The organism is Sutcliffiella sp. FSL R7-0096, assembly GCF_038595065.1.
Classification (GTDB): Bacteria; Bacillota; Bacilli; order Bacillales; family Bacillaceae_I; genus Sutcliffiella_A.
Genome location: NZ_CP152003.1, coordinates 1,200,482 through 1,226,577, shown reverse-complemented (window position 1 = coordinate 1,226,577; position 26,096 = coordinate 1,200,482). Strand labels below are relative to the sequence as shown.

Genomic DNA, 26,096 nt, shown 5'->3' with positions numbered 1-26,096 from the left:
TCATGAAAGGAGTGGATGACCTTAAACGCCATCCACTCTCTTATGCTTATATTTTTACTTTTTCCTTTTCAGGTTCAAAATAAGCGCGCACAATGATTTCTAGTATTTCATGTGTCATATTTAGATGCGCAATCGGACTGCCTTTCAAAAGCTCTTGTGTATTGCCATCTTCAAAGGAGATACTTCGATCAAGATACGGTTCAAATACGTCTATCATGCTATTCAATTGAATTTCAACCGGTGTTAAAGTGAAGGTTGTGCCTTTTTCATAGATGCCGAGTAAATCGAATTGCAAATGCTCCTTTATAGTAGCTAATATCTCTCTATTAGTTGGAGGTTCAGGGTTGGTAATATTATAGATGGTATTTTTCATTGCTCGTTTTGCTGCAATCGTCAAAATATCTGCCACATAATCCACTGGCACCAAGTTGGATGTCCCATTCTTAGAACCAACCAGATGAACCTTTTCTTGATAATTCTTGCGCTCAAGCTTCCGCTTGAAAAGCTCTAAGCCTCTCATAAATCCATATAGAGTAAAGTTGGAATCTGCTTCTCCTGTCTTGGAATCCCCGACAATGATTGCTGGCCGGAATATTGAGACGTCCATCATATCCTTGTATTTCATCACCTCATGCTCAGCAAGTGACTTACTTTCTTCATAAGGGTTGTTGAAATCCTGCTGCAAGTCATATAGTTTTTCCTGCCCCGTATTGGATATCCCCACCGTGTAAGCAGTGCTGACATGGATGAATTTAGGCACGTCAATTAACCTCGCCACGTCAAGAGCATTCTTAGTTCCGTGATAATTCATTTCCATTAAGATATCACGAAGATGATGATCAAATTTCACAAGTGCTGCAAGATGGTAGAAAATATCCATCTTCTTATTAAGATCAGAAAGGAGCTCCGGAGAAAAGCCGAAATTCTTTTCGACGATGTCCCCTTGGAGAATAGTGATCTGATCCTGCAGGGATTGCGGCAGACCATCCTTTAAATTATTCGCCTTCTCGATGTTCCTGGCTAATAGATAGACAGCATGCCCTTCTTCCAAGAGGTTCCGTATTAACCTTCCTCCTAAAAACCCAGTTGCACCAGTTAAGAATATATTCATTGAAGTCCTCCATTGTTGAACATAATTTTTATATGCTAAAACATTCATTCTAAGTCAAATCTACTACAATCTTAATATAGAATCTGCTATAAATCAAAGCTTGGAAAATATTGAAGAAGCATATCATGATTAGTGGCACCGAGAGGCATACGATATAATTAGTTTAACTAAAGTTGGAAAGGGAATCTGTGATGAGTATAAAATTCTGGGGTCTTCTTTTGATTGCTTGTCTTGTTGCCTATTTCTTCATACCCAAAATATATGCAATTGTAACCCAGAAATCTGTCGGGAGTATTCCATATGAAATGAAGGAAAGTGACAATATTGCCTATGCCACCTTTGCTGGTGGATGTTTCTGGTGCATGGAGCCCCCCTTTGAGAAATTGCCGGGAGTGTATGAGGTTGTAACAGGATATACCGGTGGAGATAAAGTGAACCCTTCGTACAATGAAGTTACTACAGGGGAGACAGGACATGTTGAGGCTGTCATGATTGCGTACAATCCTACTGTTTTGGATTATGATACATTATTGGAGGTATTTTGGAGACAGGTCGATCCGACTGATGATGGCGGACAGTTTGTGGATATAGGAACGGGATCTCAAAGATGAAGGTATATATGTGGATCTTATTTCCGGAGAACCGCTGTTCAGTTCAACCGATAAATATGACTCAGGCACTGGCTGGCCGAGTTTTACCAAGCCTTTGGTGAAAGAAAATATAGTGGAGCTTGAGGACCTGGGCTTTTTCTCGGTTCGAAACGAAATACGCAGCAGGCTTGGAAATGCCCATTTGGGTCATGTATTTGAAGATGGACCGGACCCAACTGGTTTAAGATATTGCATGAACTCCGCTGCGCTCCGTTTTGTCCCGGTAGACGATATGAAAGCAGAAGGCTACGGGGAATTTCTACATTTATTTGAATAAGTGAAAACACCCATTGCTTGGAGAACCAAGTTGATTGCAGTGGAAGGCGCGCAGACTCCAGCGGGAGAAAGGGACATGGAAGACTCCGCACGGCGAATGCCCGAGGAGGCTTCCGGACCGCCTGCAGGAAAGCGAAGCACCTGGAACGTAGATCAACAGTTAAATGGAAATGAAAGTTTGATCATTAGCTATCTTTCAGTTTTTTTGATTTTACCGTACAGGCTTCCATCGCAGAGACCAATGCAGATCGGAAGCCGTGTTTTTCCAATGTTGTCACCGCTTCAATTGTCGCTCCCCCTGGAGTACATACATTGTCTTTCAGCTCAGCCGGGTGCTTGCCTGTTTCAAGCACCATTTTTGCTGCACCGAGTACGGCCTGTGCTGCCATCGTGTATGCCTGACTCCGTGAGATACCCTGCTGGACCGCCCCATCCGCCAATGCTTCAATGAACATATATACATACGCAGGTGAAGAACCACTGACAGCAGGAACAGCATCCATCAGTTTTTCGGGTAGGACCTCCGCTTTACCGAAGCTTTCAAAGAGTCGAATAACATCCTGCAGCTCTTCCCCTTTAACTGCTTCATTCGCGCAAATCGCGCTCATGCCTTCCCCTACCAGGGATGGTGTATTGGGCATGACACGTACTGCTTTCACTTTTTTCCGGAAAGATGTTTCAAGGAAATCCAGGGTTATACCAGCAGCAATGGTGATAATGACAGCCTCATTTTTTACTACATCCTTCATTTCCTCTATTACCTCTTTATGAAGATCAGGCTTTACAGCCAAGATCAGCATATCTGCTTCCTTCGCCACTTCCTTATTATGTATTGTTGCATTAATATCGTATTTTTCTTTTACCTTTTCAACCGTAGAAATCGTTTTAGCACTGGCAGATATTTGGCGGGCTGGCACCAATTCAGACTTGATTAGCCCTCCAATGATTGCCTCAGCCATTTTTCCGCAACCGATAAATCCAATTTTCCTATTCATTAATATCACTTCCTAATTGTTCTGCCTTGAATTATATAGAACCATAATAAAGAAAGCTACCCCATTTGAAGGGATAGCTGTTGGTTATGGACTAATAAACAGGTAAAGGCTATTGGTCACATAAAGTAAAATAATCGCAATAGATATGATGAGATAGCTTGGTGCTTGCTTCGCTTTTGTCCGATGAAGCATCGTATATAAAACAATAAAGTTCATGATTATCAAGGTGATCGTGGATATATAATGGAACAGCTCCACCGATGAGAGCAATAGCCCTCCTCTGTAAAATATATCCGAACTGCCAAGTACGAACAGATTGAACAGGTTGCTCCCCAATACACTTCCAATGGCCAGTCCCGGATTTCCTAGGCGTACTGCAACGATGCAGCTTACCACTTCAGGCAATGAGGTGGTAACGGCGATCATAAACATCCCCACAAAGCTTGAACCCAAACCTGTCATTTCCCCTATTCTGTCCCCTGTCACCGTTAGGATCGTTCCAAACGCCATGATAAGGAAACAGCTAAGGATAAAGAAAGATACAGTCCGCTTCATTGAAATGGATGAGTAATCGATTTCCTTTTTTACATTGGTGGTATTGAGTGGAACTTCCGGTACTTGGATCCTGGAGAGAAAGAACATCCCCAAACCATATCCCGCTAAAAGTAATATGGAATCCAATCCGATTCCAAACACCTGAAAACCTGATTTAATATGCAGCCCCACCAAGAGGTAAATGGAAAGGATCAGTCCTACGAGCGCTGTAAATACGTGCTCTTTCGTCTTATGCTGAAAAATTCTCCTCTTGATAAAGTAAATATTGATAAAAGCCAAGGTCAGCATATTGAAAAGGTTACTTCCCAGAATATTACCTAAAATAAGATCTGGATTATTGATAATAGCAGCTGTATAGCTTGTCGTTATTTCCGGTAGCGACGTTGCTCCACCTAGTAAGACAGCTCCTAAAAACGCTCCACCATTTTTAGATTTCTTGCTGATGATGTCTGCATATTTGGAAAGTTTAACAGCCACACCAACGGTTACAATCACACTGATAATAAATAATAAATAGACCAATTTACATTCCTCTTTCTACTGTCGGCTTAATAAAGGCTTTTGTATCCAAAACACTCTTAAAAATAGAACATGCCTTAATTTCCCTCAAAGGTGCAGCTTTTAAAGCAACAGATATTGGTAGTGTTTCCATTTTGTTATTCCCTTTTTGAAGAAGAATGTAACTTAGTTGAAGGAGAAGTGATTTTGGGACCTTTTATCAAGCAAATGGGGCAAACTTTTGTCATAAAAAAGGCCCTAGCATCACTTATCGATGCCAGGACCCTCTATAAAATTATGCAGAAAAAACGATATCAACGTTTTTTTCCACAACTACTTTTTGAATCCGATGTTTCTTCACTTCTTCAATATGGATGACGAAGGTTTCACAATCAACCCGCTCTCCTTTTTTTGGAAGGTAACCGAGCATGTCGGAGATCCAGCCTCCTAATGTGTTGGCTGTCGATTCTGTTACTTCAAGTTGCAATAGCTCCGTGAATTCTTCGACAGGCAGACGTCCATCCATCCGGAATTTCAATTCATCAAGAATTTCCACCAAGTTTTCATTTTCGTCATGCTCATCCCATATTTCCCCGACAATTTCCTCAATGATATCTTCTATCGAGATGATTCCTGCTGTTCCCCCGTATTCATCAAGCACAATGGCAAGGTGGTTTTGGGAGGTTTGCAGCTCCTTCAATAGGTTCGAAATTTTAGCAGAACCGATTACAAAAAATGGACTGCGGGCAATATCCTTTAAAGTAAATTCAGGATTTTGGACATATTGTGCGAAAAAGTCTCTATGTGAAATGACTCCGATTATATTATCAATGGATCCTTCATACAAAGGTAAACGTGAATATTGTTCTTTTATAAAAATGTCTTTGATTTCTTCAATAGACGTATCCTCTGAGATGGCTACTACATCAGGCCTTGGCGTCAGGATATCTTTCACGACGATATCATCAAACGCTATGGCATTATGAAGCAATTCTCGTTCTTGTGTGAGAAAAGTCCCTTCTTCTTCTCCAATTTCCACCATTGCTATCACGTCTTCTTCTGTTACAGTAGGTTCATCCCTATCTGCACCAAGAAGTTTCTTGACGCCTACTTTTAGTTGAACGAACAACCATGTAATTGGATAAAAGAGCTTCATGACTGTCATTAAAGAGGCAGATATTAAAAGTAAATATTTTTCTGCATATTGTTTTGCTAAAGATTTTGGCAAAATCTCACCAAAAACAAGGACTACTACAGTAATAATCGCTGTCGTAATTGCAAGTGTACTGCCACTGCTTCCATAGAGCTGGGTAGCAATATTAGTAGCAATTGCCGCCATCGCGATATTAACGATATTATTACCGATTAGAATAGTGGAAATACTTTGATCAAAGTTCTCCGCCATGTTTAAAGATCGTTTTGCTTTTGCATTGTTGTTCTCTGCTTGATTACGGAGTCGCACTTTATTTACGCTCGTAATAGCTGTTTCAGATGCTGAAAAATATCCTGATAATATTAACAATGCCCCTAATAAAATTATCGAGTCATAGGGTATACTATCCAAGTTCTCATCACTCTCCTACATATATATATAATAAATATATTTTGAAACGGGAAATTTAGCAATAAAAATGAAAAAAATACCTAAATAATTTGTATTTTTCAAATTATTTACATCAGATTGCGCAACCTAAATCTTCATGATATAATTATCTTGAATTCGAGATATTTATTCAAAACCATTTATATATAAGGAGTGAACCACCTATGGAACTATTAGGTTTACACCACGTCTCATTATTAACAGCAAAAGCAGAAAAGAATTATCATTTTTTCACCGAAATATTGGGTATGCGACTTGTTAAGAAAACGGTGAATCAGGATAACACTTCCTCTTATCACCTATTCTATGGGGACGCTGAAGGAAATCCGGGTACTGAGATCACCTTTTTTGACATACCAGGGCTCGGCAGGACACACGAAGGGGTTTCTAGCATTTCTTCCACATCATTAAGAGTACCGACTACCGAATCTCTTCTCTTTTGGAAGCATCGTTTTTCTTCCTTGGATGTCAAGCATGGCGGTATTGAAAAAAGAGCAAATCGGGATACATTGGCATTCGAGGATTACGAAGGAACAAAGCTGATTCTTGTAGCTGATAATGAGGAAGAGGGGGTAAGTGCGGGTGTACCCTGGGTGAAAAATGACATACCAAAGGAGCACGCGATCATAGGGCTGGGTCCGGTGACGTTGACAGTCAAATCCTCACCTCCTACAGCCACCATTTTAACCAATGTCCTTGGCTTCCGTCATGTGGGGTCGTATCCATCTCTCAAAGGGGATTTTCCGGCAATTGAGGTATATGCAACCGGAAAAGGTGGATCAGGCGCGGAAGTCCATCTCGAAACTAGACCAGATCTACCAGCCGAAAAAATCGGCAGAGGTGGCGTGCACCATGTCGCATTTCGGATTCCGAATATAGAAGAGTTCAACCAATGGGTGCAGCGAGTCAGACAAACACGTCTCCCAAATTCTGGTGAAGTGGAGAGACATTACTTTAAAGCTCTTTATTTCAGGGAACCAAATGGCATCCTGTTCGAGCTTTCCACTGACACCCCAGGGTTCACTGTCGACGAGCCGCTTGAAAGCATGGGAGAGCAACTCGCACTTCCACCTTTCTTGGAGCCAAAAAGAGCCGAAATTGAAGCAAGCCTGAGACCACTTGATATCAATTGAATCATCAAAAATGGGAGAGAGCTGTCTGGGCTCTCCCAAATTAAATATCTCCTTTTAGTTTTTCTCCACTTCCTTCTTATAGATGATCCCCAACACAAGCACAGAGATTATAGGTGCCAATGCAACAAGTGCTATCATTCCAAAACCATCCGTCAAAGGATCACTTCCCTCCGTCACAGAAGCCACTCCTACCGCCATCGACAAAATAAAGGTAACTGTCATCGGTCCGGTTGCCACTCCCCCGGAATCAAAGGCGATACTCACAAATATCTTTTTTGTAAAAAACAGTAAGATACATGCGATCAGATATCCAGGAATTATATAATACCAGATGGAAAAATTGAATTGAATCCTGAGCATGGACAGGGAAATTGCTACTCCTACTCCTACAGAAAGCGTCAGTAGCATCGCTTTTTGGGAGATGTATCCTTCCGTAACATCCGCTACCTCTTTATTCAGCACCCTTACAGCCGGCTCTGCTATCGTGGCCACAAAGCCCAGTACAAATCCGATTGGAATCAGTATCCAAGAGTGCGTCATTTCCCCAAGACTTTCTCCCATCTTTTCTCCTACGGGCATGAAACCGATATGTACACCTTGGAGGAACAGGGCCAGTCCTATGTAAGAAAACCCAAAACCAAGCAGTATTTTTTTCAGCTTATCCCAGTCCAGTTTCAAGAAAATGAATTGAAAGATCAGGAAAAAGACCAGTAATGGAACTAAGGCGAAGGTTACCTCAATCAGTAGCTCTCCAAAGCCCTCAAAGATATCATGTATCATTGATAGATCACCCCTAATAATAGAACTGCAATTATAGGACCTATGGAAGCCAATGCAACCAATCCAAATCCTTCACTGGAGGATTCGCCTTTTCTCATGACAGATGCAACTCCGACCCCTAACGCTAGAATAAAAGGGACTGTCAGGGGTCCTGTCGTCACCCCGCCAGCATCGAAGGAAATTGGAACAAATGTCTCCGGGGTAAAAAATGCAATGATGAAAACAAGAAGATAAGCAGGCATTAATAGGTAAGGGAGTTTTATTTTATAAATGGTTCTTACCATCGCCAACGCCACAAATATCCCCACTCCAAGTGCAACCGAAAGAATCAGGAGGGTGGAGGTGATTTTGCCCTCGGATACCTCGTCCACCTGTGTTGCCAGCACTCGCACATCGGGCTCTGCCACTGTGACAGCCACCCCCAACAATAATCCTACTAGGATGATCAGCCACTTCTTCTTTGGCTTCGGAAGAGCCTTTCCGATCATCTCCCCTACAGGTAATAGACCAATATTGACCCCCATCAAAAAAAACATCAACCCAAATGTCACCATCAACAAACCAATGATAAATAACAAGAATTTCTCGAAAGGAAGCCCAATCAAGAACACTTGCAGTAAGACAATTACCATTGAAACTGGTAATATTGCCAGAAAAGATTCCTTAATCGAATCTTTGATATCCTCCATTTCCTCACTCCCACTCTTCCTATCTCTTTTTACTCTTTTACCCTAATATTCCCATTCCCTAACAACGGAATGTAAAAAGAAATCTATTGTAAACGCTGACATTTCAGAGCCTATACACATATAGTGTTAGCAAAGGGAAAGGAGGGTGTCACATGGAAAGAATTCTTCTGTTTTTTGCAGCCATGCTAGCAGGTTTTGCGCTTCTTAGAGTACCAATGACAGGAACGTTTGCTGCTCTTGAGCCGATCACTAGTATTCTGGGCGTCATTACTGTTCTAGTATTCTCACTTGCCTTAATCTATCGAGGGATAAGAAACCTTATAAACCGATAATCATCTGTGTTATAATTGTAAATAATCTGAAAAGTCCTGGAGCCGTGCACACTCTGGGCTTTTTATATGGGGTGAGATATGAAATGTATGAAACAGTATTTGTGTTTCCTACAAGGGATTCAATAGAAGAAGTGGCCACTTTCATTTCTATGTTCAATGGACAAGCACAAAGCCACATCGGTTATTGTGGAAGGCAAAAGGAAGAGATCGCCTCCTCATTGAAAAATGATATTACAGATATCCCATTTGAAAAAGCTTTCGTTGTAGCTTACAAGGGTGAAACATTAGTTGGTGTCCTCGGATTTGATGCTGACCTCGAGCACAGATCAGCAGAGATTTGGGGGCCTTTTGTAGCTAACAATCAGAATGAACTAGTGCCATTATTGTTTAAGAAGATGTTGTCCATTTTACCTTCTGTGGTGGAAAAGCTTTGCATGTTTCCCAACAAGGAGAATAAAATGGCCATGACATTGGCAGTAGATTTTAATTTCACAAAACAAAGTGAACAGGCTATTCTGACCATGAAACGAAATGACTTCATCTTTGCTCAAGAAACTATGATGCCCGAACTGCCTGTTCATTTCTATTGCGAAATGGTGCGTCTTCACGACCTAAACTTTCCTGATACATACTACAGTGGTGAACAGATCATTCACCGTCTGAATGCACATCGGAAAGTGTTTGTTTATGAAAAAGAAGACAGCTTGGCCGGTTACATCTATGCGGAAGTCGAGCCTGAATTCTCAGAGGCCAGCATTGAATTCTTTGCAGTGGATGAACGGTTTAGGGGAAATGGAATTGGGGCTGATCTATTGAAAAGCGCAATTGCTTGGATCTTTTCATATAAGGGGATGGAAGAGCTACAATTATGTGTGAATGCCACTAATTATCATGCCATTAGACTTTATCAAAAGGCCGGTTTCCATCTTGCTGATGAACTCCATTATTTCGAAAAGAAGCTGAAGGTCCGCGTCTGACCTTCAGCTTTTTATTCCTGCAGCTTCCTTCTGTTCACAGATTGCGGTGGTTGTTCCATCCACCCCCGTTTTATAAGCATTTCCAACCCTTCTTCCCCATACTTCGCTACGTCCAAGATAATGGTAGAATAGTGCATGGCAAGGTCTTTGCGCATCGCAGTGGACATGCCATATGCCAAAAGATATAATCCTGCAGAACTTGTGGTGGTAATAAGAAACAGGATAAGCCTATCTGAAAACGGTGAAACCGTTGAATCTGTTACCTCCAGGCTGACCGGAATATTACCCAGGTGGTCTTCCTTCTTCAGTACATTATTGAATACTTCCACCTGTTTCTTTGCAAGCTTCTTTCCTTTTTCCAAATACACCTTGATCTCTTGGTCCCTCATGACTTGAATCAGTCCCAATAACATGACCATCCCTATATAATTCCGTTCAATCACATAAAAGATTTCACCAAGCTCCATCACATTTAATGGCCTTTTGTCACCAAACCACGTGCCGAGGATGGTCTGTTGCTCTTGGATATACTTCACATTCTTTGGATAGGGAATTTTTGGTGGCCTATCATAAATGCCCTTAGCAAGCATCAAATTAAGAGCATTCTTGTAATGTTTAGTTGAAGTTTTCAAACACTCGCTGAAAAAAGCGACCACGTCGCTCCTTGCAATTTTCGTCAATACAGAGGCATAATATGGGACTGTCATCTGACCTACCCTATACGCGAAGCTCAGGGCAAAAAGATCCGTATATAATGGAGGAGCTGACAGATTTACATCTTTATCTGAAAACCCATCTGGTACCGGAAATCCTTCCTTTATAAAGATTTTTTTGATTTCCTCATTATATCTTTCTTCTAAGTACAAAGACTCCTTTACTACACGTTGAATTTCCGAGTCTTCAATCCGTTGAAGAAAGTGCTTATAAAAGCAAATTGTTGCACTATTTTGTATGTAAGTCGTCCATAAAGCGGCGATTTCCGGCGTTGTCAGTTGTATGTTATGTTCCTTCATAGAATACTCCCATTTTATACGTAGTTAATTTTAGGATGTGTACTGTATCCTTTATTTATTCAATTGTAAAAAAAGACTCCCTATTGGAAGTCTTAGATTGTCGACAAACTCTAATAATCTTTAGAATTGCATTTACCTGTTGATCTTCGTTCCAGGCGCTTCGCTTTCCGCGGGGCGACCTTGAGCCTCCTCACTTCGTTGCGGGGTCTCAAGATTGCCGCTACTCCCCCGCTGGAGTCTACGCCTTTTGTTCCAAGCTACAGCTAAGGACACCATTTACGCTAAAAATACTCATTTTGAAAAGCAGAAGAAAGTTGATTTCAATCATACTTTTCCTGTTTTTTTGTTTTATACTATTAATAAATAACGTTAATAGGTGGTTTTCAACGAATGATATCAAATCAAGCATCCTTTGAGCTTAGTCCATTTTCGAGCAATTTATGATATCGTAGTCCCCAAACAAAACATTCTCCGTCAAATAAATGAACTGGTAGACTTCTCCTTTATCTATGAAGAATTAAAAACAAAATATTGTCTAGATAAAAGCCGCAAGGCAATACCACCTATACGTTTGGAAGTCTGCTTGCCTTTTAAACCAATTTTATTTTATTTCCTGAAGGGTCCTTTGCGAAATATTCGCCATCTACTCTTTCTACTTCACTGCCTAATGAGGTTAATCTCTCAACTGCAGCCAGTTTCTTTTCTTCACTTGAAAACATCAAGGAAAACCATTCCAGACCTACTGTGTTACCTGCTGGTGCAGAGGTCCCCACTCCATTCCATGTATTAAGACCGATATGGTGATGGTAACGTCCAGTGGATATAAACAAAGCCTGAGCCCCATAGCGAGTAACAACTTCAAACCCTAGCCCTTCCGTGTAAAAATGCTCTGTATCCTTTAGCCCAGAAACGTGCAGATGAATATGTCCCATCACTGTCGCTTCAGGAAGACCGTCCCACGGTGTATCTTTCCCCTCTTTTAACAGTTCTTCCACGTCTAGCGCAATGGATGCCATCTCCACTTCCGATCCGTTCCAATTCCATTCCTCAGCAGGACGATCTCTATAGATTTCTATACCGTTTCCATCAGGATCCGACAAGTACAGGGCCTCACTCACAAGATGATCTGATGCGCCTTGCAGGCGGACACCATTGTCGATGAAGTGGTGTATGATGCTTCCAAGATCCGCTCTTGATGGCAAAAGTAATGCAAAGTGATAAAGGCCTGTTGTCCGTGGCTGTTTTGGTTTGATACCCTTTGGTTGTTCAATGGTCAAAAGTGGTGTTTGCCCATCTGCAGAGAACACCGCTTTGGATTCTGTATGTTCCAATACCTTAAAACCGATAACATTAGTATAAAATTCGATGGAGCGTTGAAGATTTTCTACTTTTATCATAACCTCCCCCACATAAGTGGTAGGACTTTGATGAAAATGTTTCATTTATAACTGCCTCCTTAATTTTCACTCGAAACTAAATATCTTGAATTTAAGATATTTTACCGCATTAATTCCAATTTGCATACAGTTATTTTCTATCTGTTAATAAAGGGTCTGGCTTTAAATACGAGCCAGACCCTACATTCCATCTTTCTATACCGGCTGAATTTCCTCTTTCACTTTGCTCCAAAGGTCCTCTGTTCCAACTGTTCGCTTAATTGTATTTATGGTCCCTTGATGCAACCCCTCATGCCAGATTGCAAAGCTCAGAAGCTCCCCAAGTGTGGAAAGCTCATAGTCTCCCAGTTTGAACGGACGTTCAATAGGATCCTCAAGCTTACCAGAAAAATCCGCTAGAATACGTCTTGGCTGGTCCACTAAATACTTCCTGATTTCTTGCAAGGACGGAGCTTCTTCCACCCAATGATGGGGGCTTGAGCCCATTTTAAACAACTCAAGATAATTTTCAGGTACATGATGTTCTTCCCCAATGAACGGATAGAGCAACGTATCTTGAGAAACAAAAATATGCCCAAGATTCCATCTGATTGAATTTTTCACATCTCCCGGCATCTCATCCGCAAGTTTCTCCGTCGTGGCATCCAAGGCAGCAATCGTTCTTTTTCGCACAAAATGCATCTGTTTAAAAAGTAGTTCTTCCATCATTTCATCCCCTATATGATTGGATTTCACTTCTCCTTATACTCTTCTTCATTTTTGTATAAAAACCTTCTACATTTAGATACAACCACCAAACAAAAAAGCCACAGGATCCCCTCAGGATCCCGTAGCCTCATTTCCTAAAAAGCCTCACGCGCCTTTTTCTTCCACACTTGTTGATTCATCTTCCCAGCATTCCGTATTCTTTAATCCTTTAATGTTACTAGCATAGAATACAGGATCTTTTCCTTCTTTACGTTGCTTCATATAGTCCTTCAGCACAGCAAGGGCAATCTTTCCGATAAAGGCCAATGCCACTAGGTTGGTGATGGCCATCAATGCCATGAACAAGTCAGCCATATTCCAAACCATGCTAAGGCTTGCAACAGAACCGAAAATGATCATCCCAAGCACCGCAAAACGGAAGATCATCGTGGCAGCTTTGCTTTCTTTGATAAATTCAATATTGGACTCTCCATAATAGTAGTTTCCGATAATGGAACTGAAGCAGAATAACAGAATAGCAATGGCGATAAAGATGCTCGCCCATGGTCCTACATGTTCAGCCAGTGCCACCTGGGTCAACTGGATCCCTTCCATCTCCGCTCCACCTGGAATGCCTGCTAGCAGGATAATGAAGGCTGTTGCACTACAGATCAGGATCGTATCGACGAAGACTCCAAGTGTCTGAATGAATCCTTGCTTGGCAGGGTGACTTACGTCTGCCGTTGCTGCTGCAACCGGGGCGCTACCCATGCCGGCTTCATTGGAGAATAATCCTCGTTTAACACCATTCATGATCGCAGCACCGATTCCACCAGCGACCGCTTCGTTAAATCCGAAAGCACTGGAGACGATGACACCAATCAAACCAGGAATTTCTCCAATGTTCAATACAATGACATACAATGCCAACAATAAATAGGAAACAGCCATGACAGGTACGACAACCTGTGAAACCTTGGCAATCCGCTTAACTCCACCAAAGATGACCAAAGCTACAATTGCCGCCAGCACAAGTCCAAGTGCCAAGCGGTTCACTCCAAATGCTTCATGGAACGCAACGGTGATGGTGTTCGCTTGAACAGAAGTAAATGCTAATCCGAAACAGAACGTAATCAGGACGGCGAAAAGGATCCCCATCCATCTTGCTCCCATTGCCTTTTGCATATAATAGGCTGGTCCGCCTTTGAAGCCGCTCTTATCCTTCACTTTATATACTTGCGCGAGCGTACTCTCAATAAAACTCAAGGAAGCACCGAATAATGCTACCACCCACATCCAAAATACCGCTCCTGGACCTCCAAGCGAGATGGCAATCGCGACACCCGCAAGGTTACCTGTCCCTATTCGCGTTGCTGCACTAATACAAAAAGCCCCGAAAGATGATACTCGTTTTTTCGTTTCATTGGATGTTGGACTTTCTTTAAGGAGACGCATCATTTCTCCGAGCTGAGTAAACTGGACAAACTTTGACTTTAATGAAAAGAAAATCCCAAGGCCAACCAATAAAGCAATTAGAACGTATGACCAAAGAATTTCATTACTCCATTCAATAATTGTGTCTATCATGCTGTTCACACCTTTTCTTATAATTTCAATACTACACCTAACCTACTGGCAACGCTTCCAATATTTGTTTCAATAAAAATATTTAATAGAAAAGCTTTAAAGTTTTCCTATTAAATACTTTTATCACTGATCTTACCCCAACTATTACAGACCAGACAATAGAATTAATAGGTGTTATATAATACTTTTATAACTTTATCACTATACTAAGATAGTTTCAATAATAATTACTGAATTAAATATTTTCTGTATTTTCTGAAATAACACCCTTCATTTATTATACGTATAATTTCTTATTACCTTCTTGGAAAAAATGGTTTATACTGAATCTACTATCATTGATGACTAGGAGGGGTTAGAATGACTGAAAACAATCAACCAAAGAAGATCAGTTTGCAAGAAGCAATGAAACAGCAATTAGAAAACAAAAAGAAGCAGGCTTCAGGTGGCAAAGGGAACTTTAATGGTCCACAAGGCACACAGAAGATGAAAAGCCAGCAAACGAAAAAACCAAGCAACACCAGAAGAAAGATGGGCGTTTAATCAAAATATAAGGCTCTTTTCTCAAAGATAGTTGCTATTCACTAGTAAAAGTCGGCACGATGACTTTATACTGCTTACACAAATTATAAAGCAGTATGATAGGCTATTTTCCGCCTACCCATACTGCTTTTCCTTTTTAAGCATGCCATTCCTGCTTCTGTTATCTTTGTACCTTGTCTTCCTCTTTTCGCAAGTCCTACTATTTTTGCTTACTCGAATGTTCCTTTTACAAGCAGTCTTTTATTCCACATCATTTTCTGACCAAGCGCGATTACGGAATTTATTTCAAATGACGATTCATTCAAAACAACAAGATCAGCGTCCTTTCCTACTTCAATCGTTCCCTTGGATGCCAATCGCAACACTTTTGCCGGATTCTCTGTAATAACCTTCAAGGCATCTGCAGGCAGTACCCCCTGTTCTCTGATAGCATCTTTCACTTCATTGTATAAAGAAGTGACCCTCCCTAACTGCAAACCTATAAATTCCCCATTTTCATCAAATTCAGGCAAGCTTGCCTGACCGTCGGAGGAGAATGTAATCTGTTTAATTGATACACCTTGATCAAGCATCTCTTTCAAACCGACACTGCATTTTGTTTCCCCCTGCTCAAGGAACTTTGCAATACTTGAAGTGGTAAAGTCCACATAGCCGCCTTTTTTGGCATATTTGATTCCAGCTGCAAACAACTCTCGGTTACGATTGATATGTGTGGGTAAGAATTGACGTAATGGAATTTCAGTTTTTTCGATGACCTCTTCTATGATCGATAGCTTGCTCGCACTATCCCCGAGATGCATATTCACTATCCCAGCTTTACCAGAAAGCATCCCACCGACCCGCGCAGCTGCAGCGATCTTTGCAATATCCTCATAACTAGGTTGAGAAGAACGGTGATCGGCAATGGCTATTTCCCCGACTCCAATAATTTCATCAATTAATATTAAATCATCTTCAATCATACCTGTCAGTGTTTTGACGGGAACCTGATAGGAGCCTGTATGTACGAAACAACTAATACCTTCCTCTTTTAACGCTTTAGCTTTTGCTATAAGGCTTGGCATCGTCCTGGTGGTACCATCTGTTCCAATGACCCCCACAAGGGTGGTGATTCCACCTTTGATGGCATCTGATAAAACAAGCTCAGGGGTGCGAGTACGAAAGCTTCCTTCGCCACCGCCTCCCATGATGTGGACATGATTATCAATGAATCCTGGCACGATTATCTGGCCTGCGACATCGAGCACTTCTACATAAGCGCTTTCTTCAAATTGGATGCTATCCTCTATTGCCGCAATCCTCTTGTCGACAATTAAAACATCTTTTTTCCCTAGAAAATCAGGACTATAAACAGTACCGTTTTTCAATAACTTAATCATGTAAAAAGCCTCCCTTATTTCCATCTATCTGTTCTTACTCCTATTTGGCCCATCGTGATAATTGGATTAAGCAGTAGCCACACCCCGAAATCAAATCAAACTCATTCCTAACAAAAAACCACCCCCAATAACAACCGCTGAGAGTGGCTTATCCATTACCTATTAATAATTCGTCTTTAACTGCGAGAAATCAACTGCTCCGTCTTCCACCAAGTGGCAAGCAGATTGCTGGTTGACACCAGGAATCCCATGAAGCTTCGGCTCTTCCGTTCTGCAACGATCGAATGCATATGGACAGCGCGTATGGAAGCGGCACCCTGCAGGTGGATCGATTGGAGAAGGAACATCTCCTTTTAAGATGATACGCTCTTTTTTCTTCCCAAGATCTGTACTAGGTATAGCAGATAATAATGCTTTTGTGTAAGGATGCTGTGGGTTAGCAAAAAGTGCGTCTTTATCAGCAATCTCCACAATTTTACCTAGATACATAACAATGATTCTATCGGAAATATGACGCACAACCCCGAGGTCATGGGAGATGAACAAGTACGTCAAATTAAATTCACGTTGTAACCTTTTCAGCAGGTTCAATACCTGTGCCTGAATGGATACGTCCAATGCCGATACAGCTTCGTCACAGACAATCAGCTTCGGATCAACAGATAATGCCCGGGCAATCCCGATACGCTGACGTTGTCCACCACTGAACTCATGGGGATGGCGGTCAACTTGATGGGCACCAATCCCAACCGTTTCAAGCAGTTCCACAATTTTTTTGCGACGATCTTTACGAGGTACAACATTCTGGATTTCCAATGCTTCCTCTAAGATCTGACTTACTGTCTGACGAGGGTTTAAGGAGGCATACGGATCTTGGAAAATAATTTGCAGATCCTTACGTTTCTTTCTCATCTGCGATTTGTTTAAAGCAAGTAAATCTTCCCCTTGGAAGCTTACTTCCCCGGAATAAGGGTTGTCTAGGCGAAGGATGGCACGTCCAGTCGTGGATTTACCGCAGCCGGATTCTCCTACGATACTTACCGTTTCTCCTTCCTTTACGGAGAAACTGATATCGTCCACTGCCTTGACATGGTTAACCGTCCTTCCGAACATTCCACCTTTAATAGGAAAGTATTGTTTAAGGTTTTTTACTTCTAATAATGTTTGATTACTCATGGCTAGCAGCAACCTCCTCATCTTCCCACTTATCTGAATAAATCCAGCAACGAACCTGATCGCCGTCTTCTGTTTCCTTCAAGTCCGGCAGAGTGCTGCGGCAGATGTCCTTCGCATGCGGACAGCGAGGAGCAAAGCGGCAACCTTGTGGCAGATTGAATGGGCTTGGAACGGATCCGTTAATTACAGACAGGTCTCCTTCCACATCCTGATCATGCTTTGGAACCGAGTTTAATAGACCAACCGTGTACGGGTGCTTCGGGCTTGAGAAGATGGTCTGGACATCTGCATATTCCACCACTTTCCCGCAATACATTACGGCAACCTTATCACACATCTCAGCCACTACCCCGAGATCATGCGTGATAAGCATTAAGGACGTGCCCAACTCATCTTGAAGCTTTCTCATCAATTCCAAAATTTGAGCTTGGATGGTCACATCCAGTGCAGTTGTCGGCTCATCGGCAATCAGTAGTTCCGGATTGCATGCAAGTGCAATCGCGATCATGACACGCTGACGCATTCCACCTGAAAGTTCAAATGGATATTGCTTTGCACGTTTCTCAGGAGATGGAATACCAACCAGACGTAACATATCCACTGCTTTCACCCAAGCAGCTTTGCGGCCAAGCTTTTGGTGAATACGAACAGATTCTGCAATTTGCTCTCCACAGGTCAATGTAGGATTCAAGGATGTCATCGGCTCTTGGAAAATCATTGATACATTGTTTCCGCGAATTTGCATCATCTGTTTTTTCGTTTTATCTAAAAGGTTTTCCCCTTTGAAAATAACTTCTCCGCCTACCACTCTACCAACAGGTTCCTGAAGCAGTCGTAAAATGGATAGGGATGTGATACTTTTACCAGATCCGGACTCTCCTACAATACCAAGCGTTTTCCCTTTTTCAATGGAAAAGTCCACACCATCAACGGCTTTTACTTCGCCTTCATCTGTAAAAAAGGAAGTACGCAAGCCTTTTACCTCTAATATTTTTTCTTTCTTTGCAGTTGTCATTTTCTTCACCGTCCTTTTAGTTAAGGTCTATACGTTTGTTAATTAAACGGTATGTGATATCCACCAGGAAGTTTACAAATACGAACAATAGTGTACATACAAGAATTGTCCCCTGAACCATCGGGAAGTCACGCATCGTAATGGAATTGATGATCAATCTACCCAATCCATTGATGGCAAATACAGTTTCTGTGATTACCGCTCCACCAAGCAGTCCGCCAAATTGCAAACCTACTACAGTAACAACCGGAATCAACGCATTGCGCAGTGCATGTTTATAGATAACCAATTTATCACTTACACCTTTTGCGTAAGCGGTACGGATATAGTCCTGATCGATAACGTCCAACATACTGGATCGGGTCATACGCGCAATAATGGCCGCTCCGCCAGTTCCAAGTGTGATGACCGGCAAGATCATCTGCTTCCAATCGTTCCCCCATCCGGCAACCGGCAAGACACCGAGGTTAACGGAGAAGAAATAGATAAGCATGATACCTAGCCAGAAGTTAGGCATCGATATACCAAAGAGTGCAACAATCATTAAAGATGTATCTGCAAAGGTATATTTTCTAGTTGCGGAAACAATACCTGCAATCAAACCGAGAATGACAGATAAAATTGTTCCCCAGATCGCCAATTCCACTGTTATCCAAAACCTGCTTGTAAAAATCTCCGAGGTAACATCGCGGTTCGTACGGATGGAAGTTCCCAAATCCCCTTGAATCGCATTTCCGATATAGCTGAAGTATTGAACATATAACGGATCGTTCAATCCCAATTTCTCACGCATCGCTTCAACTTGTTCCGGGTTCGCCTGCTCACCCGCCATGATTTGGGCTGCATCACCTGGAATCAAGTGCATCATCATAAATACTGCCAACGTTACACCAAACATAACCGGAATCGTTTGGAAAAGTCTTCGAATGATATATATAAACATGTTAGTTCACCTTCTTCTCCATTATTTTTTCGCTTTCGGATCTAGCGCATCACGAAGTCCGTCACCCATCAAGTTGAATCCGATAACGACCAGCAAAATGACCAATCCCGGGAATAATGTGATGTGCGGAGCTTGCGCAATATAAGAACGCCCTTGACTCAGCATCGCACCCCATTCTGCAGTCGGTGGTCTTGTCCCCATCCCAAGGAAGGAAAGGGCACTTGCCGTAATAATGGCAGAAGCAATATATAATGTTGCTTGTACAATAATCGGTGACATAATATTCGGTAAGATATGCTTGAATATAATTCTAAAGTCTTTCGCACCCATCGCCTTGATGGCATCAATATATTCCAGCTTTTTCACACTTAATGTAGAACCGCGGACAATCCTTGCAAAAGACGGGATTGCATAAAAGGCAACAGCAATGATAACGTTTCTAGTGCTTGCTCCAAGAACGCTTACAATTGCCAAAGCAAGAAGGATTCCCGGGAAAGCCAACAATACATCACAAATTCTCATAATCAAGGAGTCTACCCATCTACCATAGTAACCGGATACAATTCCGAGTGTGACCCCAACGACTGCTCCTAAAATAGTAGATAAAAACCCAATACCAAGTGAAATTCTTGCACCATAAAGCAAACGACTGAAAATATCACGGCCTACATCATCCGTCCCCAAGTAATTCTCAGCAGATGGTCCCTGCAGCTTGTTCATTACATTGGTTGTATTTGGATCATGGGTCGCAAGTAAGGGGGCAAATATACCCATCAATATAACAAATATAATAATAAAGGCACCAGCCATGGCAGCTTTATTTTTCGCCAGCTTCTTATAGAAAGATCTCCATCGAACCGACTTCGTATTTTCGATAGTAACTGGAACTCCTGTTGTCGTTTGTGCTTGTGGTTGATCCATACGCTCTTCTCATCCCTTCATCTCTTTGTAACAATCTTAATAATTCTAAATTTTCAACACAACTAGATACTATAATAGCCATTAATTCGTAATATTACAATAGTTTTAAAGAGTCTTAGCATACTTAATTTTAAGATTAAGAGATTTTTTCCACAGAATTACCTTTCATTATATGCATAGAAAAATTAACAAAAACGTAATATTGACTGGATTTTCATCTTTAATTATTACAAAAATAATAAATTTGTTAAAATTTCTTGTAAAACAACTCTTGTGAATTTTCAGTTTTTGAATTATGATTATAAACAATCATGGCTTATCCATTGATTACAATCTTGTAACACAAAACAAATCTTCAGGGGGGTAATTTTACATGAAAGCAAAAAAGAATGTGTTTTTCATGCTTCTGCTTTCACTTATGCTAGTTCTTTCAGCATGTAGTGGCGGGAACAGCAGCACACCGACAAACGGAAACGGAAACACTAACACTGGTTCTGGTGATGGTGAAGAAGTTGCAGGACAAGAAGGCGGAGAATTAGTATATGTTGTTTCATCTGACGCTCCAACTCTTGACCCACACGGAATGAACGATACTGCTACAACTAACGTAACAACTCAAATCTTCGACCGTTTGACTGCTTATGAAGCAGACGGAACAGTAGTACCTTCCTTAGCTGAATCTTGGGAAGCTGTAGATGAAACTACTTGGGAATTCAAACTTCGTAATGATGTTAAATTCCATGACGGTACTGATTTTACTGCAGAAGCTGTAAAAATGACGATCGAGCGTATCATCGATCCTGAATTTGCATCTCCACGTGCAGTTGTACTTAACATGATTAAAGAAGTAAATGTTGTTGATGACCACACTGTACAATTTGTAACAGAAAAGCCTTTCGCTCCACTACCAGCTCACTTAGCACATAATGCTGGTTCAATCATCGCTCCTTCTGCAATGGAAGAAGAGAACAATGGTGGTAAGAAAGTAGACGAAAACCCAGTTGGTACTGGTCCATTCGTATTTGGATCTTGGAACCGTGGTGCTGAAATCGTATTAAACAAAAACGAAAACTACTGGAATGGCGCACCTGCCCTTGATTCCATTAAATTCGTAGTGAACGCAGAGCAAGCTACTCGTGTAGCACAGCTTGAAACTGGTGAAGCGCATGTAATTCAAGTAGGAGCTTCTGACGTAGCTCGTGTTGAAGGCATGGAAAGTGCTGGAATCGAATTGACTCGTGTTCGCGGTACTCGTATGGACTACTTAGGATTCAACATGGAAAAAGAACCATTCAACATTAAAGAGGTTCGTCAAGCTATCTCCATGGCAGTAAACAAAAACGATATCGTTGATGGTATCCTTGACGGTCAAGGTGTACCTGCTGTAGGACCTCTTGCTCCTACAGTTGTTGGTAACTACCAAGATCTTGAGCCACTTGGTTATGATGTAGAAGCTGCAAAACAATTGCTTGCTGATGCAGGGTTCGAAGACGGATTCGAAACAACTCTTTATGTAAACGAAGGTTCTAAAGAGCGTGCTGATATCGCTATTCTTGTTCAAGACCAATTGAAACAAATCGGAATCGATGTAACAATCGAAACGATCGAATGGGGTGCATTCCTTGACGCTACTGGCGCTGGTGAGCACGAACTATTCATCTTAGGTTGGACTACTGTAACAGCTGACGCTGACTATGGTCTATATGCTTTATTCCACTCTTCTGCATTCGGTGCTCCTGGTAACCGTTCTTTCTACGCGAACGACCGCGTGGATGAGTTACTTGACCTAGCTCGTTCTGAGACTGACCAAGGAAAGCGTGACGAAGCATACAAAGAGATCTCTGAGATCCTTGTAGACGAAGCTCCAATGGTTTACTTGCAACATCCTGACTTCGTATATGGAACAAACGGTGCAGCTGGCCTATTCGTAGACTTCAGTGGTACCCCTTACTTCCACGGTGTGAAGCTTAAGTAATGATAAGACCCCCGACTAGCGATAGTCGGGGGTTTTCTTGTTTCCACTAATGAATGGTTAAGATAAACGGACAAATATACCTTTTATAATTTTACTCAATTGGTCAATTGCCGCTACTCCTCCGCATGAGTCTACCCCATTTACTCCTATCCACAGCTAGGAATCATAAAAAAGAGTAGTTATTGGGCCACCAACGCAGTGAGGAGGCTTTCGGACCGCCCGCGGAAAGCGAAGCGTATGGAACGGGAATCAACAGAATTATTTAATAAAGAAACTAGCTACTTGCACTAGTTTCCGCCGGAAGCTTTATCGTAAAAGTCGTTCCCTTCCCTATCTCACTTTTCACTTCCATCTTCCCTTGCAACAACTCAATTATCTGAAAAGAAATCGTCAAACCGATCCCAGTTCCTTTATCCTTGGTAGAATAAAAGGGTGTACCTAATCTAGCCACCTGATGTGGCGACATGCCCACACCGTCATCTATGATTTCTATTAAAACCGTTCCTCGACTGCTAGAGGCTTTCACCGTCACTGTTCCATGCTTATCAATAGCTTCAATCGCATTTTTGATTAAATTAATCAAAACCTGCTTCATTTCATCCTTATTCGCCTTAATATATAATTCATCTTCTATCTCATGACGAATGGTTGTGTTATTAAAAGAAGTATAAGTGGACATAAGCTGGATGACATGTTCCAACTGCTGAGATACATTGATCTTGTCCATCCCGTGCTTATTTGGCTTGGCCAGTGAAAGATAATCCTGAATGATGGATTGAGCCCGATCCAGCTCTTCGATAGAGATATCAATATATCTCTTTTGGGCGCTATTTAGATTATCATCTTGGCTCATCAACTGAAGAAAGCCTCTCGTAGATGTCATAGGATTCCTGACCTCATGCGCTACTGATGCCGCAAGCTCACTTACTACTTTCAATTTTTCTGATCGTTGCAATTGATTTTGTAGCTGCATTTGCATCGTAAGGTTTTCAATAATCATAATAGACGTCACCAAGGAGACCCAAGTTATTAAACTAACAATCACAGCAAGGAAAATCTCACTGGGTTCCTCCCGATGAATGAACCGCAACGCCCTGGTTGAAGTGATTAGTAACAACAAAACGGATATACTTACTATTTTCCTCTTTACTGTCATATCCCGATAAATCTTTGTTGTCACCACTAAGAACACTGTAACAATCGAGTAATTTAATAGCATTATTAGAAAATTGCTCTCTCCAAGAATAAACAGGTAATAAAGCATGGAAACCAATACAGCAAGCCCTATCAGCCAACCCCCATAAAAAAAAGCCAAAATAACCGGAATGATCTTTTGATCATAATACGAACCATCTGTCACTTCTATCGGAAAGGACATCGTACAAAATAACATAACCAGTAATGTCACAAGAAATCGATAATTAACTTTCGTGCTTTGCCCTATAACACCTTTATTCAGAAACTGATAATAAAATAGGATCGGAAATAGAATAATTAAAACGTGATATAGTACATGCCCTACATTTTCAAACATACCAACGCCCCTACCACCAAGAAGTTACTACCTTTTTTATAGTTTATACTTCGCTTTTCGTATCATCTATTCCTTCTTTTGTCACACAAGAAAAACCAGCCCACTCGGCTGGTAGATGATGCATAAAAATAGTAGCTTCATTTAAGTAACTGCATATCCCCTGGTCCTCTTCTTATTAGACAATATAACACCACAAATAATGAAGATTGCTCCTATTACTTGAGTCATCAATATGGGTTTACTAAGAAGAAAGAAACCTAAGATCATCGCAACAAATGGTTCTAAGTTAGTCAAGGTTGAAGCTTTCGATGCATTTATATACTTTATTTGCTTGTTCCAGATAAGGTTACAGAAACCATGGACAACAATTGCCGTAACTATTAATAGAATCCATGCTCCAGGAGCTGCAGTTACTGCTTTTTCCTGCTCTAATAAAGCAAACGGAATGGAAATGATGAAAGCAAGTACATTGGAGTGAAAAGTAAGGGGGAATGCCTCCATTCTTCTAGACAATAATCTTGTTAGTATAATCAACAAAGAGAATGTCACCATAGTGAGTGCAATCCACCATAATCCCTTTTCAACCTTCAACAATGTTCCATCATCCCCGGTTCCGACCACGATAAATACTCCGATTGCAGCAACAATCAAACCGAATGCCATGTTTTTTGTAAACACTTCATGAAGGAAAATGGCAGCTAGGATACAAGTAATCAAAGGGGTCATGGCCAGTATTACTGCTGCAGAAGTGGAGTCCGCATGCTGTAATCCTATAAAGAAGCTCCATTGATTTATAAAAACACCGACTGTACTTAACAAAACAAAGATAGACAAATCCTTTTTCGTCAATTTAGGGAAACGTAAAGAGAGTCCTTTCCATTTTCCATATAAAAATAAAGCAAGAACTATGGCTACAAACCGTGCAAATGTAGTAAATCCAGGGGAAAAACTTTCTAATAATAGCTTCCCGATTACAAAGTTACTTCCCCAGACCAGAACACAAAACAATAATAAACTATATGCTTTTGCCATCTTCCATGCCCCCTAAGAAAAATTCCCACATTTCTGTGGGAATTGACAAATTAACTATATTGTAAATGGAACTCATCTTGGTAAACTTCCTTGCCCTTAAAATAAACCGCTTTTCTTTTTGGAAGCCTTGCGATCGCCTCAGCCGAACATGATGCATCCATCAGTACCAGGGACGCCTCATCTCCAATTTTTGGCCATTGCATTTCCCCACTTGTGGAAAGAGGCGTCATGCCCCCGGTAGCCCACTTTAGGGAATAAGCTAACGTTTTCTCATCTATTCGCTTTGTTCTTTCACAGTAACGTTTCACCTTTTCCAAAACATCCCCGTTCCCAAATGGTCCCCATGAATCGAAGAAGCCGTCACATCCTAAATGGACAGGAACGTTAAATTGATCAAGTAAATCTATTGGAGGAATGACACGATTGATTGGAATGGTTGACATGATGGCCACATTATTTTCCCCAAGATGCTCTGCCATTTCCCGTGCTTGTGTTTCAGGGACATCACCTAGACTGAACGCATGGCTGACAGCTGCGCGGCTTTGCCAGTTTGCCTCTTTCACCATCTCAACTAATTTATCAATTGTATAGAACCCGACGTGCCCATGGTCATGCAAGTGAATATCGATTTCTGCATTAAACTCCTTAGCCAGGTTCATTGTTTCATATAGTGATCTTTCAATATTCTTATCAATGCCTGCAGGATCTAATCCACCTACAATCGTTGCTCCCGTTCTCATGGCCTCCTTCATTAGTGGAATGACCTCTTTATGCTCCAACATCCCATGTTGCGGAAAGGCAACAATCTCATAGCTGAGGTAATCCTTATAGGCTTCTAAGGCTTCTTTTACCCCTTCCAGGTTTTTAAGCCCGATGTAAGGATCGATATTTACATGTGTGCGTATATGTGTCGATCCTTTTCTCAGGATCAACTCTATCATTTTACTTGCACGCTGCTTTGTGGTCGGCGCAAGTTCCCCTAATTCAAGGGCTTCATGATGAAGTCTTTCTTTCAGGTTCTTTACAGGGATGGGTGCCTTCCAATCAAGTGAAAGATATGTCTTGTCCAGATGATTGTGCATCTCTTTGAACGAAGGAAGGGCTAGTAGTCCCGATGCATCTTTCTTAACCTCTCCAGTTGGTATTTCATAAGGCTGTTCTTGTATTTCCTTGAAGATACCTTCTTCGACCTTTATGGAATATAAGGTTGTCTCCGTTTCATGTGCACCATTTTCTAAAGTTCTGAAGCCTGTCTCCAATTTTACATTGACTAGCCAAAATGTCTCTTTCATTTC

Annotated in this window: 24 protein-coding genes and 2 pseudogenes; 7 read left to right on the top strand and 19 right to left on the bottom strand. The window is 41.4% G+C overall.

Translation table 11 applies throughout. The features are described 5' to 3' along the window. Positions 1-46: 46 nt before the first annotated feature. Positions 47-1,111, bottom strand: a complete 1,065-nt coding sequence (locus MKY77_RS06285; RefSeq protein WP_339149400.1) for an SDR family oxidoreductase — start codon at positions 1,109-1,111, stop codon at positions 47-49. Positions 1,112-1,416: 305 nt separating this feature from the next. On the opposite strand from MKY77_RS06285, the pseudogene msrB reads away from it, so the two are divergent. Next, a pseudogene (gene msrB / locus MKY77_RS06280) lies at positions 1,417-2,038 on the top strand (peptide-methionine (R)-S-oxide reductase MsrB). Between the two features lie 184 nt (positions 2,039-2,222). Here msrB and proC read toward each other — a convergent pair. From proC to MKY77_RS06260, 4 genes are all read right to left on the bottom strand, one after another. Next, positions 2,223-3,032, bottom strand: coding sequence for a pyrroline-5-carboxylate reductase (gene proC, locus MKY77_RS06275; RefSeq protein ID WP_339149399.1), 810 nt, complete (start codon positions 3,030-3,032; stop codon positions 2,223-2,225). Positions 3,033-3,116: 84 nt separating this feature from the next. Continuing rightward, the gene (locus tag MKY77_RS06270; RefSeq protein WP_339149398.1) at positions 3,117-4,109 is read right to left on the bottom strand and encodes a sodium:calcium antiporter; all 993 of its coding nucleotides are present in this window, start codon (positions 4,107-4,109) and stop codon (positions 3,117-3,119) included. 1 nt (position 4,110) lies between these two features. After that, on the bottom strand, positions 4,111-4,239 hold the full coding sequence (locus MKY77_RS06265; RefSeq protein ID WP_339149397.1) for a hypothetical protein: 129 nt from the start codon (positions 4,237-4,239) through the stop codon (positions 4,111-4,113). Between the two features lie 141 nt (positions 4,240-4,380). Further along, positions 4,381-5,649, bottom strand: a complete 1,269-nt coding sequence (locus MKY77_RS06260) for a hemolysin family protein (RefSeq protein WP_339149396.1) — start codon at positions 5,647-5,649, stop codon at positions 4,381-4,383. 203 nt (positions 5,650-5,852) lie between these two features. Here MKY77_RS06260 and MKY77_RS06255 point away from each other — a divergent pair, with 203 nt between their 5' ends. Further along, positions 5,853-6,821 carry a ring-cleaving dioxygenase gene (locus MKY77_RS06255; protein WP_339149395.1) on the top strand — a complete coding sequence of 323 codons (969 nt, stop codon included), beginning with the start codon at positions 5,853-5,855 and terminating at the stop codon, positions 6,819-6,821. Between the two features lie 54 nt (positions 6,822-6,875). Here MKY77_RS06255 and MKY77_RS06250 read toward each other — a convergent pair whose 3' ends face one another. Together MKY77_RS06250 and MKY77_RS06245 are read right to left on the bottom strand one after the other, a co-directional pair. Then, on the bottom strand, positions 6,876-7,601 hold the full coding sequence (locus MKY77_RS06250; protein ID WP_339149394.1) for a DUF1538 domain-containing protein: 726 nt from the start codon (positions 7,599-7,601) through the stop codon (positions 6,876-6,878). Continuing rightward, entirely contained in the window at positions 7,598-8,290 is a 693-nt protein-coding gene (locus MKY77_RS06245; RefSeq protein WP_339149393.1) for a DUF1538 domain-containing protein, read from the bottom strand. The genes MKY77_RS06250 and MKY77_RS06245 overlap by 4 nt, the downstream gene beginning before the upstream one ends. Positions 8,291-8,442: 152 nt before the next feature. Between MKY77_RS06245 and MKY77_RS06240 the strand changes: the two genes are divergently transcribed. Continuing rightward, positions 8,443-8,622 carry a hypothetical protein gene (locus MKY77_RS06240; RefSeq protein ID WP_339149392.1) on the top strand — a complete coding sequence of 60 codons (180 nt, stop codon included), beginning with the start codon at positions 8,443-8,445 and terminating at the stop codon, positions 8,620-8,622. An 83-nt stretch (positions 8,623-8,705) separates the two neighbouring features. Then, positions 8,706-9,599 (top strand): GNAT family N-acetyltransferase, encoded by an 894-nt coding sequence (locus MKY77_RS06235; RefSeq protein ID WP_339149391.1) that lies wholly within the window; start codon positions 8,706-8,708, stop codon positions 9,597-9,599. An 11-nt stretch (positions 9,600-9,610) separates the two neighbouring features. Here MKY77_RS06235 and MKY77_RS06230 read toward each other — a convergent pair whose 3' ends face one another. Beyond that, on the bottom strand, positions 9,611-10,612 hold the full coding sequence (locus tag MKY77_RS06230) for a DUF3231 family protein (RefSeq protein WP_339149390.1): 1,002 nt from the start codon (positions 10,610-10,612) through the stop codon (positions 9,611-9,613). 390 nt (positions 10,613-11,002) lie between these two features. Here MKY77_RS06230 and MKY77_RS06225 point away from each other — a divergent pair. Beyond that, a pseudogene (locus tag MKY77_RS06225) lies at positions 11,003-11,186 on the top strand (IS5/IS1182 family transposase); the annotation flags it as partial. A gap of 16 nt (positions 11,187-11,202) precedes the next feature. Here the strand turns inward: MKY77_RS06225 and MKY77_RS06220 are convergent. The 3 genes from MKY77_RS06220 to MKY77_RS06210 form a co-directional block, all read right to left on the bottom strand. Beyond that, positions 11,203-12,054 (bottom strand): VOC family protein, encoded by an 852-nt coding sequence (locus MKY77_RS06220; RefSeq protein ID WP_339149389.1) that lies wholly within the window; start codon positions 12,052-12,054, stop codon positions 11,203-11,205. 150 nt (positions 12,055-12,204) lie between these two features. After that, positions 12,205-12,744 (bottom strand): DinB family protein, encoded by a 540-nt coding sequence (locus MKY77_RS06215; protein WP_339149388.1) that lies wholly within the window; start codon positions 12,742-12,744, stop codon positions 12,205-12,207. Positions 12,745-12,861: 117 nt separating this feature from the next. Further along, positions 12,862-14,283: an alanine/glycine:cation symporter family protein gene (locus MKY77_RS06210; RefSeq protein WP_339149387.1), complete on the bottom strand. Its 1,422-nt coding sequence runs from the start codon at positions 14,281-14,283 to the stop codon at positions 12,862-12,864. A 360-nt stretch (positions 14,284-14,643) separates the two neighbouring features. Between MKY77_RS06210 and MKY77_RS06205 the strand changes: the two genes are divergently transcribed. Continuing rightward, positions 14,644-14,826 (top strand): hypothetical protein, encoded by a 183-nt coding sequence (locus MKY77_RS06205; protein WP_339149386.1) that lies wholly within the window; start codon positions 14,644-14,646, stop codon positions 14,824-14,826. 209 nt (positions 14,827-15,035) lie between these two features. Here the strand turns inward: MKY77_RS06205 and iadA are convergent, their stop codons facing one another. The 5 genes from iadA to MKY77_RS06180 all read right to left on the bottom strand — a co-directional run bounded on the left by iadA (position 15,036) and on the right by MKY77_RS06180 (position 20,260). Continuing rightward, positions 15,036-16,205: a beta-aspartyl-peptidase gene (gene iadA / locus MKY77_RS06200; RefSeq protein WP_339149385.1), complete on the bottom strand. Its 1,170-nt coding sequence runs from the start codon at positions 16,203-16,205 to the stop codon at positions 15,036-15,038. Positions 16,206-16,367: 162 nt separating this feature from the next. Further along, positions 16,368-17,381, bottom strand: coding sequence for a dipeptide ABC transporter ATP-binding protein (locus MKY77_RS06195; RefSeq protein WP_339149384.1), 1,014 nt, complete (start codon positions 17,379-17,381; stop codon positions 16,368-16,370). After that, entirely contained in the window at positions 17,374-18,396 is a 1,023-nt protein-coding gene (locus tag MKY77_RS06190) for an ABC transporter ATP-binding protein (RefSeq protein WP_339149383.1), read from the bottom strand. The genes MKY77_RS06195 and MKY77_RS06190 overlap by 8 nt, the downstream gene beginning before the upstream one ends. A gap of 16 nt (positions 18,397-18,412) precedes the next feature. Continuing rightward, entirely contained in the window at positions 18,413-19,339 is a 927-nt protein-coding gene (locus tag MKY77_RS06185; protein ID WP_237664050.1) for an ABC transporter permease, read from the bottom strand. A gap of 21 nt (positions 19,340-19,360) precedes the next feature. Beyond that, the gene (locus MKY77_RS06180; protein ID WP_339149382.1) at positions 19,361-20,260 is read right to left on the bottom strand and encodes an ABC transporter permease; all 900 of its coding nucleotides are present in this window, start codon (positions 20,258-20,260) and stop codon (positions 19,361-19,363) included. Between the two features lie 373 nt (positions 20,261-20,633). Between MKY77_RS06180 and MKY77_RS06175 the strand changes: the two genes are divergently transcribed. Continuing rightward, positions 20,634-22,235, top strand: a complete 1,602-nt coding sequence (locus tag MKY77_RS06175; RefSeq protein ID WP_339149381.1) for a glutathione ABC transporter substrate-binding protein — start codon at positions 20,634-20,636, stop codon at positions 22,233-22,235. Between the two features lie 274 nt (positions 22,236-22,509). Here MKY77_RS06175 and MKY77_RS06170 read toward each other — a convergent pair whose 3' ends face one another. The 3 genes from MKY77_RS06170 to MKY77_RS06160 all read right to left on the bottom strand — a co-directional run bounded on the left by MKY77_RS06170 (position 22,510) and on the right by MKY77_RS06160 (position 26,093). After that, complete coding sequence (locus MKY77_RS06170; RefSeq protein ID WP_339149380.1) at positions 22,510-23,769, bottom strand: ATP-binding protein; 1,260 nt, start codon at positions 23,767-23,769, stop codon at positions 22,510-22,512. Between the two features lie 141 nt (positions 23,770-23,910). Continuing rightward, complete coding sequence (locus MKY77_RS06165; protein ID WP_339149379.1) at positions 23,911-24,801, bottom strand: DMT family transporter; 891 nt, start codon at positions 24,799-24,801, stop codon at positions 23,911-23,913. Positions 24,802-24,851: 50 nt separating this feature from the next. Next, on the bottom strand, positions 24,852-26,093 hold the full coding sequence (locus MKY77_RS06160) for an amidohydrolase (RefSeq protein WP_339149378.1): 1,242 nt from the start codon (positions 26,091-26,093) through the stop codon (positions 24,852-24,854). Positions 26,094-26,096 lie beyond the last annotated feature (3 nt).

Coding starts and splice junctions, on each gene's coding strand:
- MKY77_RS06180 (WP_339149382.1), bottom strand. CDS start 20,260: ATGGATCAACCACAAGCACAAACGACAACAGGAGTTCCAGTTACTATC.
- MKY77_RS06250 (WP_339149394.1), bottom strand. CDS start 7,601: ATGATACATGATATCTTTGAGGGCTTTGGAGAGCTACTGATTGAGGTA.
- MKY77_RS06165 (WP_339149379.1), bottom strand. CDS start 24,801: ATGGCAAAAGCATATAGTTTATTATTGTTTTGTGTTCTGGTCTGGGGA.
- MKY77_RS06285 (WP_339149400.1), bottom strand. CDS start 1,111: ATGAATATATTCTTAACTGGTGCAACTGGGTTTTTAGGAGGAAGGTTA.
- MKY77_RS06255 (WP_339149395.1), top strand. CDS start 5,853: ATGGAACTATTAGGTTTACACCACGTCTCATTATTAACAGCAAAAGCA.
- MKY77_RS06195 (WP_339149384.1), bottom strand. CDS start 17,381: ATGAGTAATCAAACATTATTAGAAGTAAAAAACCTTAAACAATACTTT.
- MKY77_RS06245 (WP_339149393.1), bottom strand. CDS start 8,290: ATGGAGGATATCAAAGATTCGATTAAGGAATCTTTTCTGGCAATATTA.
- MKY77_RS06185 (WP_237664050.1), bottom strand. CDS start 19,339: ATGTTTATATATATCATTCGAAGACTTTTCCAAACGATTCCGGTTATG.
- MKY77_RS06170 (WP_339149380.1), bottom strand. CDS start 23,769: ATGTTTGAAAATGTAGGGCATGTACTATATCACGTTTTAATTATTCTA.
- MKY77_RS06210 (WP_339149387.1), bottom strand. CDS start 14,283: ATGATAGACACAATTATTGAATGGAGTAATGAAATTCTTTGGTCATAC.
- proC (WP_339149399.1), bottom strand. CDS start 3,032: ATGAATAGGAAAATTGGATTTATCGGTTGCGGAAAAATGGCTGAGGCA.
- MKY77_RS06205 (WP_339149386.1), top strand. CDS start 14,644: ATGACTGAAAACAATCAACCAAAGAAGATCAGTTTGCAAGAAGCAATG.
- MKY77_RS06175 (WP_339149381.1), top strand. CDS start 20,634: ATGAAAGCAAAAAAGAATGTGTTTTTCATGCTTCTGCTTTCACTTATG.
- MKY77_RS06240 (WP_339149392.1), top strand. CDS start 8,443: ATGGAAAGAATTCTTCTGTTTTTTGCAGCCATGCTAGCAGGTTTTGCG.
- MKY77_RS06220 (WP_339149389.1), bottom strand. CDS start 12,054: ATGAAACATTTTCATCAAAGTCCTACCACTTATGTGGGGGAGGTTATG.
- MKY77_RS06265 (WP_339149397.1), bottom strand. CDS start 4,239: ATGGAAACACTACCAATATCTGTTGCTTTAAAAGCTGCACCTTTGAGG.
- iadA (WP_339149385.1), bottom strand. CDS start 16,205: ATGATTAAGTTATTGAAAAACGGTACTGTTTATAGTCCTGATTTTCTA.
- MKY77_RS06230 (WP_339149390.1), bottom strand. CDS start 10,612: ATGAAGGAACATAACATACAACTGACAACGCCGGAAATCGCCGCTTTA.
- MKY77_RS06160 (WP_339149378.1), bottom strand. CDS start 26,093: ATGAAAGAGACATTTTGGCTAGTCAATGTAAAATTGGAGACAGGCTTC.
- MKY77_RS06190 (WP_339149383.1), bottom strand. CDS start 18,396: ATGACAACTGCAAAGAAAGAAAAAATATTAGAGGTAAAAGGCTTGCGT.
- MKY77_RS06235 (WP_339149391.1), top strand. CDS start 8,706: ATGTATGAAACAGTATTTGTGTTTCCTACAAGGGATTCAATAGAAGAA.